Source organism: Endozoicomonas sp. ONNA2 (assembly GCF_024606365.1).
In the GTDB taxonomy this organism is placed as follows: Bacteria; Pseudomonadota; Gammaproteobacteria; order Pseudomonadales; family Endozoicomonadaceae; genus Endozoicomonas.
The window spans coordinates 1-6,217 of the sequence record NZ_JAHHPO010000293.1; the positions used below are offsets into that span (position 1 = coordinate 1).

Annotated in this window: 13 protein-coding genes; 4 read left to right on the plus strand and 9 right to left on the minus strand. The window is 49.6% G+C overall.

What is annotated here, in order from left to right:
* Positions 1–64 precede the first annotated feature (64 nt).
* From KDK14_RS05130 to KDK14_RS05160, 7 genes are read right to left on the minus strand one after another with little or no spacing between them, the layout of a single operon-like run.
* A complete protein-coding gene (locus tag KDK14_RS05130; RefSeq protein WP_257263942.1) occupies positions 65–466 on the minus strand; it encodes a hypothetical protein in 402 nt (133 codons plus the stop codon).
* Between the two features lie 22 nt (positions 467–488).
* Positions 489–1,052 carry a hypothetical protein gene (locus KDK14_RS05135; RefSeq protein WP_257263943.1) on the minus strand — a complete coding sequence of 188 codons (564 nt, stop codon included), beginning with the start codon at positions 1,050–1,052 and terminating at the stop codon, positions 489–491.
* The gene (locus KDK14_RS05140; protein WP_257263944.1) at positions 1,049–1,414 is read right to left on the minus strand and encodes a DUF1367 family protein; all 366 of its coding nucleotides are present in this window, start codon (positions 1,412–1,414) and stop codon (positions 1,049–1,051) included. The genes KDK14_RS05135 and KDK14_RS05140 overlap by 4 nt, the downstream gene beginning before the upstream one ends.
* Positions 1,415–1,426: 12 nt before the next feature.
* Positions 1,427–1,987: a hypothetical protein gene (locus tag KDK14_RS05145; protein ID WP_257263945.1), complete on the minus strand. Its 561-nt coding sequence runs from the start codon at positions 1,985–1,987 to the stop codon at positions 1,427–1,429.
* Positions 1,938–2,456, minus strand: a complete 519-nt coding sequence (locus KDK14_RS05150) for a hypothetical protein (protein ID WP_257263946.1) — start codon at positions 2,454–2,456, stop codon at positions 1,938–1,940. Before KDK14_RS05150 ends, KDK14_RS05145 begins: the two co-directional genes overlap by 50 nt.
* The gene (locus KDK14_RS05155) at positions 2,453–3,040 is read right to left on the minus strand and encodes a hypothetical protein (protein ID WP_257263947.1); all 588 of its coding nucleotides are present in this window, start codon (positions 3,038–3,040) and stop codon (positions 2,453–2,455) included. The genes KDK14_RS05150 and KDK14_RS05155 overlap by 4 nt, the downstream gene beginning before the upstream one ends.
* Complete coding sequence (locus KDK14_RS05160; RefSeq protein WP_257263948.1) at positions 3,040–3,324, minus strand: hypothetical protein; 285 nt, start codon at positions 3,322–3,324, stop codon at positions 3,040–3,042. Before KDK14_RS05160 ends, KDK14_RS05155 begins: the two co-directional genes overlap by 1 nt.
* Positions 3,325–3,519: 195 nt before the next feature.
* On the opposite strand from KDK14_RS05160, the gene KDK14_RS05165 reads away from it, so the two are divergent.
* Complete coding sequence (locus KDK14_RS05165; protein WP_257263949.1) at positions 3,520–4,149, plus strand: helix-turn-helix domain-containing protein; 630 nt, start codon at positions 3,520–3,522, stop codon at positions 4,147–4,149.
* Here the strand turns inward: KDK14_RS05165 and KDK14_RS05170 are convergent.
* Both KDK14_RS05170 and KDK14_RS21630 read right to left on the minus strand, forming a co-directional pair.
* Positions 4,144–4,371, minus strand: a complete 228-nt coding sequence (locus tag KDK14_RS05170; RefSeq protein ID WP_373691033.1) for a RusA family crossover junction endodeoxyribonuclease — start codon at positions 4,369–4,371, stop codon at positions 4,144–4,146. The two genes, KDK14_RS05165 and KDK14_RS05170, sit on opposite strands and share 6 nt — an antisense overlap.
* Complete coding sequence (locus KDK14_RS21630; protein WP_373691034.1) at positions 4,277–4,519, minus strand: RusA family crossover junction endodeoxyribonuclease; 243 nt, start codon at positions 4,517–4,519, stop codon at positions 4,277–4,279. Before KDK14_RS21630 ends, KDK14_RS05170 begins: the two co-directional genes overlap by 95 nt.
* A 285-nt stretch (positions 4,520–4,804) precedes the next feature.
* On the opposite strand from KDK14_RS21630, the gene KDK14_RS05175 reads away from it, so the two are divergent.
* The 3 genes from KDK14_RS05175 to KDK14_RS05185 all read left to right on the plus strand — a co-directional run bounded on the left by KDK14_RS05175 (position 4,805) and on the right by KDK14_RS05185 (position 6,190).
* Positions 4,805–5,137: a hypothetical protein gene (locus tag KDK14_RS05175; protein WP_257263951.1), complete on the plus strand. Its 333-nt coding sequence runs from the start codon at positions 4,805–4,807 to the stop codon at positions 5,135–5,137.
* A gap of 318 nt (positions 5,138–5,455) precedes the next feature.
* Positions 5,456–6,016 (plus strand): ERF family protein, encoded by a 561-nt coding sequence (locus KDK14_RS05180; protein WP_257263952.1) that lies wholly within the window; start codon positions 5,456–5,458, stop codon positions 6,014–6,016.
* On the plus strand, positions 6,017–6,190 hold the full coding sequence (locus KDK14_RS05185) for a hypothetical protein (protein ID WP_257263953.1): 174 nt from the start codon (positions 6,017–6,019) through the stop codon (positions 6,188–6,190).
* The last annotated feature ends 27 nt before the right edge of the window (positions 6,191–6,217 follow it).

Consider the following 6,217-nt stretch of genomic DNA (forward strand, 5'->3'; position numbering starts at 1 on the left):
TATTAAATTGGTAAAATTCTTCCGGTGCAATCAAAACCTTACGGATTCAGGTTATTATTTAAAACTACTTGTCAGGATTTTCAGATTCAGGAATCACCACCACTTCAATATCATGCTCTCTGCATAAAACTTCCATTTCATGATCAGATCTGCCACAAATTGCTACTGACTTAATGGATCTCGGATTAAAACGTTCCATGATCTTTACAGAGAAATATGCTTGCCCCATAAGGTACATACCCAATCCTCCACCCTTGGTTTGAACAACAATAATATCTTTACCTTCAATATTGTATTGTCCTCCAGACTGACGATGTTTTTGCTCCCCTAAAACAATGATTCCATCGATGCTTTTCCTGGAAATATTTCTGCTTTTGTCTTCTTTTATTGCCTGAAATTCTTCAATCAAATATCCACCGACTGAGTTCCAATATTTACGAGTTCTCCATGTTTCATGTTTACTCATCATTCATTCCATGATTTTACAATTAAGTCGATTGAATATTGTCATAAGCAATAACATCGGCGCTTTCCAATAACTCACAAGCCTGGTCTTCAGCCTTTCGACTCCATTCATCGGCTACAGTCGCACACGCTTTATCCCAACGAAACAATGTGGTTCGACTTTTGCCGGTTATTGTAATTTTACCTCGCTTATTCTTAAGCTCTGGGAGCTGCAACGCTGCCATCAGGTAAAGACGCACTAAAACCGGGTTCTTCCGAATAGCCTTAGGGACCTGTTCATCAGCCCTGAAAATGTGATTTACCCGCAACCATGCATCGGAGCGATTTGCCTGATTATCGTCATACCGAATCGTCAAAATGGCAAAGAGTTCCGGCTGCATTCTTTCCCGCAGATCTCCCTTACGAATACCATCATCACCCAGTCGTTCATCCCGGGTACTGCGATACTCTGGTGCAACCGCTGTCTTGCGATAGCCAGCGTTGATATCCTGCTGCCAGCTGGCAGTTTTTATCATCAACTCAGGTGTTCCGAAGATCCGCATCAACGCCGGTTCCAGGGCAAAGTACATGGTATTCTCCTGATTCAAGGCTTGTCCTTGTGTGTACTTCGATCGATGACACGGCGAAACTCATCGAAGTTCTTCTCCGGCGTAAACCACTGGTCAGTGCCCGACATCCGACACGGCTGTGGCTCAAAGTGATCAAAACCCAGCTTCATAAGAGCAAAAAACTTGCGGTGAAAATGCAGGTTTCGAGTCTTGCGAAACTCTGCCTGAATCACCTGCCCGGTCTTTAGCTGCTGCACAAATAGCTGGTCATCGTCCGATACCGGCACCAGCATCTGAGACGAGATCTTCTGCAACGCCAGCTCCGCCATCAGATCGCCTCCACAAAGTGCCAGCAGAGCACCATCACCAGCACAACCCAGACCACCGCCAGCAAACACCATCCCTGAGCCTGTTCATGGGAACATGCCCATCAGTCTCTGCCGAGCGGCCTGCCCATCCAGCGGGTCAATGCCCTGTTCAGCCATGCTTTCCCGGACCAGCTGATTCGAGTGGATGGCCGGATCAAACTGGTGTTCGATGGCAAGCTGATCTTCCAACGGAAGCCCCTGGCATTCACGGTTAACCAGTTCTTGATAGGCCGCTCCAAACTTGCGCTTCACGTTCCGGCACTCCTCTGCATTCCCTGCGGTTCTCAGCTCATGCCAACCCGCCTCACGCCCGGCGAGATAAACCGCCCGGTGGCTCCAGCCGTGGTGACTCGGTTGTCCGGAATACTCATTGGCTTCCTGCCAGGCTTTCGCCAGCGCTGGCAAACCCAATTCTTCCGGCAGTGGCAGGCAGAGCTTGCGAAACTCCGGCGCTGTCGGAGGCCATTCGCCACCGGCCAGTCGTACACGGTTGAGACCTATTTCCAGCTGGGCAGGGTGTAACCCGTTCAGCGTTCTCTGCCACTCGCCGTTGCGATCAGCCAGACCGTAGGCACTGGTCCACTTCTGGCCGAACAGGGCCGTCATGGTCGAAAACAGAGTCACCAGATCTTTCCGGCTCAACGTCGTAGATATTCCCTCCGCTGAAGGCTTCCATCCCGCTGAAGGCTTCCATCCCGCTGAAGGCTCCTGTTCTTTCCGGTTGGAGGATATGGGCGTTGGCCTGTTCGACCTGTTCAACCAGGCTGAGTTTTCCAGAATTTCGCTGCCGGGCTTCATAGTTCACCGTCCACTGGTTGGTCAGGTTGTCTGGGTTGTTCAGATAAACGACCGTGGTCTTTACGTACTGGGTACCCGTTGCTCCGGTTTCGTCGCAGTAACGGCCGTAGTTCAGGATGTTGGCCAGCAAGGACTCAGGGCTATGCCCATCAGCCAGCCGTTTTTTGTATTTACCGAAGGTCTGTTTTTTGTGCCCATTGTCACCCTCCCGTTTCGGGTACTGATTCCACCATTCGATGAAATCCTCCGGATACGAATCGTAGGGTTTCGTTTTCAACGTCGAAGCGGATGAGGATTCAGCTGACGAATCGTTCGGTTTGGGCGTCTGATCGTCAGATCGGACATATGTCTTATAAATACTTCTCTCTTCTCTTTTCTCTGGGCGAACTTTTTCCTCACGTTGCATGTATCGGGTATGGATCTGTTCGAGCAACAGATCGGTTTCGCTGGAGCCCTCACCAGCTCTGGCTTTTTGAATAATTGGTCAATGACGTTTGCCGCCTCCGGCAACAGATCGTCAAGGTTTTCCGGAAGCGTCAAAACTAATCGTAAACGGGCGTCAAGTTGACGATTGTTTTCCGTTCGGTTGTGTTTCGTGTAGTTATTGATGACGATCAGGTCACCGTTTGACGAACGTTTGGCGAAATGTTTGGTTTCCAGCTCGTCAAACGTCTGAATCTTTTTATCCATATCCCACTTTAGATCTGTGGCGATATACCCCATAGGCATTCTGAAAATGCCCAGAAGATTGCCATGATGGGTCGTCAGCAGATACAGCGCCAACAACTTGCCATTGTCTGAAAAGGTTTCCATTTCACTATCGACCCAGAACCGGGCAGAGACTTTGCCAAACCCCCTCATCACGGACCTCCTGTTGTCAGGCGATCAGTGACAAACTGGCTCATAGTAAGGTCCGAAGGTATGTCCGGGCATGTGACAAACCCTCTTTCGTCAAGCTCCTGAAGTGCATACGACAGGGTTTTTATATCCCAGTTCAATTCCTGAAGGATATGCTGCTTCACACTGATCGTTTCTCCGTACTGACAGGTCAGCAGATAAGCACCCAGTAATTTGCCCTCGTCACTGATTTTCTCATGGCGCACGGTGTCCCAAAACAAGTTCTCGATTTTCCCGAACCTTCTCATTGAACACCTCCCGCCCCTGGCGTTTCTTTTGGAAAATACCTTGCCTTTGCAAAGAAAATTGAGATAATACGTTGCTTTTAGATTACTTGTAAATAGCCAACCTCATCTAAAGCGAACACTCGCCCTTAATTAATGGCTTCCAGCTGTGTACTATTTTGCTTATGGATAATGGAATAACAGCGATTGGAAAAGAACGTGACGAACTGGACAGATCGGGTCAAAAGCAAAGCGAAAGAACAAAATCTGAAAAATGTCGATATCGCCCGCGCCGTGGGTTGTACGGAAGGGACATTCAGTTTGTGGATGAGTGGTGCCCGGAATCCGAAGCTGAATAACAAAATCGCCATCGCTGAATTTCTTGGCGTTTCCATTGACTGGTTGGAGACCGGCGAAGAGCTGCCAGATCCGAAAACCCTACCCTACATCAGCCTGAATGAGGCAAGCGCCTTTTTTGATGAACTCGATGACAGACGACAGCAGGTATTCCTGGAGTCAGCCATCTGCATTATTGAATCGGACCACAAGAGCTTTATGTTACGGATGGAAAACGACACCATGGTCAACCAGACCCCATCCGATACGGCGATCAGCATTCCCAAAGGTGCCAAAGTTCAGGTGGATACTGTGATTCCCCCGGAGCCCGGGAAAATCCTGCTGATAGAACACGACGGTGAACTTTCACTCCGCCAGTGGCAACCGATCAGCAAGTCACAACACAGTCTGCGATTCATCAATCGGCTGTACGGCAATTTCGATCTTAACTACGTAGGAGATATCAAGGATATCTACAAGGGCACAGCCGTCGGTGTCAGCTTCCTGTTATAGCGGCCAGCCAATCACCAGCACACCGGGCTGCTGTCCATACACCTTGATGCAGCGGCCATCGACAATTTGCTTGTCATCTTCCCACAGAATCCCGTTCAGGGCATCACAGTAGAGTTTGGCCACATTATCAAAGTCCGGCTTCACCGCCGGACGAACCAATCCGGCCTGCGCCTGTCCGGTTTTCTTTTTTGACCTGCTTGCAGGGATCGGGAAGACCGCCACTACCAAAACCCCCCACTGGCCCCGCCAGCATTTTTCCCTTTTTCTGCCTTGCCGCCCATTGAACCTCATATTCGGCTCGCCTGGTGGTCGCTGGTGTGTAGCATTTGCCTCGACGGGTGAACCGGGGCCGCCTTTTGCTTTTGGGCATCGAATTAACAAAAGCAATGACATTTTCGGAATTTCTCTGACTATTTATCGCCACCTGCAAAGTCACTGGTAAACACTAAATCCACTGATCAACATTATTCATCCCTGGCTCCGTTCGACAACACAAGGCATTTCAGCTGATAACGGCAGCCAAAACCTTGAATCCATAAAAACTATCAACACTCAAAAGCTAATATAAATATATTATTACTTGTCATTTGCAAAGTTTATCTTTGCAGATATATAAATATAAAAAGCATTTAATTTACAAAAATAAGGAATCTTTATGGACGCAGTTACCCGCGATCTCAACCGGCACCTCAATGCCACTGACGACAGGGAAGCCCTCGAAGATACCATCGAGTCCGAGCTGGAACGGATTGAAGCTCATATTCAGGAACAGATCGAAGATCACAAGCCCATCATCATCGCGGGCTTCGGTGTTTTAACTTCCGGCAGCTTCCTGACCTTTCTCACCCCGGAAGAATTTCACCCGATGCAGGGCTACCGCTGGCTGGCCGTGAAGCAGCTGGTGCATGACTGCAACGACGAAAATACCCGCCTTTCTGGCTGGGATGTCATCAACTATGCGAGCAAACGAGGTTATTGCCGTGGTTAAGCAAATAAAGACTGAAGAAGTAAACCGCCTGGAAGAACCGGTCATCACCGGGATTAGCGACTGGCTGAACATCAATCAGTACACCTACGACTACGGCAAGGTATGCATCCTGAAAGATCGCATTGCCAGCAACATCACGCCGGATATGACGGTGCTCCAGATCTATCGGGTCATCAGGGATGAAATCACTGCATGGCGTAAGGATCCGAAAACGGCAGATGCCGTGATCGTTGATTTCCGTGCCTGGTGTGAGCTGCATCGCACACTATTGTTGCACGACAAGAGTTTAACGAAGCCTTTTCCCGCTTTCAGCAAGAGATGCCAGTGGTTAAAAAGAACAAGACCGCTGCCTTTAACACCAATAATGGCGGTCGCATGGAGTACTCCTACGCCTCCATTGATGATGTGGTTGCTGCGGTTCAGCCGGTTCTTCACCGCTACGGACTGAGCTACTGGTTTGAGCAACAGCAGAATGGGCCAAACATCACCATCACCTGCAATCTGACCCATGTATCCGGCCACACCATCTGTAACACGGCCACTGGTCCTATGGATAACACCGGTAAAAAAAGCGCCCTGCAACAGATCGGCTCTACCGTGACTTATCTGAAGCGTCAGACTCTGGTCGGGATTCTTGGCGTGGCCTGCACCGATGATGATATCGATGGTTATGTGCCCGATATGAAGGACTCGGCCCAGCCACCGGTTCAAAACCATTACCCCGATGAAGACTTCAAGCGTCTGCTACCAGAATGGCGCGCATCCATTGAGTCCGGCCAACAGAGTGCAGATCGGATAATCCGCAAAATAAATTCCAAAGCGCCAGCCACCCCACAACAAGTACAACAACTGAAAGCCATCCAACCCAGAGGACACTAAATGGAAATTCTCGATATCCAGCAGGGGGCGCCTGAATGGCTCGCCCTGCGCCAGAATCATTTCACCGCCAGCGAAGCACCGGCCATGATGGGCGACAGTCCGTTTCTCAGTCGTGACCAGCTGCTGCATCAAAAGAAAACAGGCAGTGTACCCTGGGAGGCTGTCCGAGAATAGACTGCCCTGCTGCGGTTGCGATAAATT

Excerpts from the sequence above, each read along its gene's own strand:
- KDK14_RS05130 (WP_257263942.1), bottom strand. The coding sequence starts at position 466 with ATGAGTAAACATGAAACATGGAGAACTCGTAAATATTGGAACTCAGTC.
- KDK14_RS05140 (WP_257263944.1), bottom strand. The coding sequence starts at position 1,414 with ATGGTGTTTGCTGGCGGTGGTCTGGGTTGTGCTGGTGATGGTGCTCTG.
- KDK14_RS05145 (WP_257263945.1), bottom strand. The coding sequence starts at position 1,987 with ATGACGGCCCTGTTCGGCCAGAAGTGGACCAGTGCCTACGGTCTGGCT.
- KDK14_RS05155 (WP_257263947.1), bottom strand. The coding sequence starts at position 3,040 with ATGAGGGGGTTTGGCAAAGTCTCTGCCCGGTTCTGGGTCGATAGTGAA.
- KDK14_RS05160 (WP_257263948.1), bottom strand. The coding sequence starts at position 3,324 with ATGAGAAGGTTCGGGAAAATCGAGAACTTGTTTTGGGACACCGTGCGC.
- KDK14_RS21630 (WP_373691034.1), bottom strand. The coding sequence starts at position 4,519 with ATGCCCAAAAGCAAAAGGCGGCCCCGGTTCACCCGTCGAGGCAAATGC.
- KDK14_RS05175 (WP_257263951.1), top strand. The coding sequence starts at position 4,805 with ATGGACGCAGTTACCCGCGATCTCAACCGGCACCTCAATGCCACTGAC.
- KDK14_RS05180 (WP_257263952.1), top strand. The coding sequence starts at position 5,456 with ATGCCAGTGGTTAAAAAGAACAAGACCGCTGCCTTTAACACCAATAAT.
- KDK14_RS05185 (WP_257263953.1), top strand. The coding sequence starts at position 6,017 with ATGGAAATTCTCGATATCCAGCAGGGGGCGCCTGAATGGCTCGCCCTG.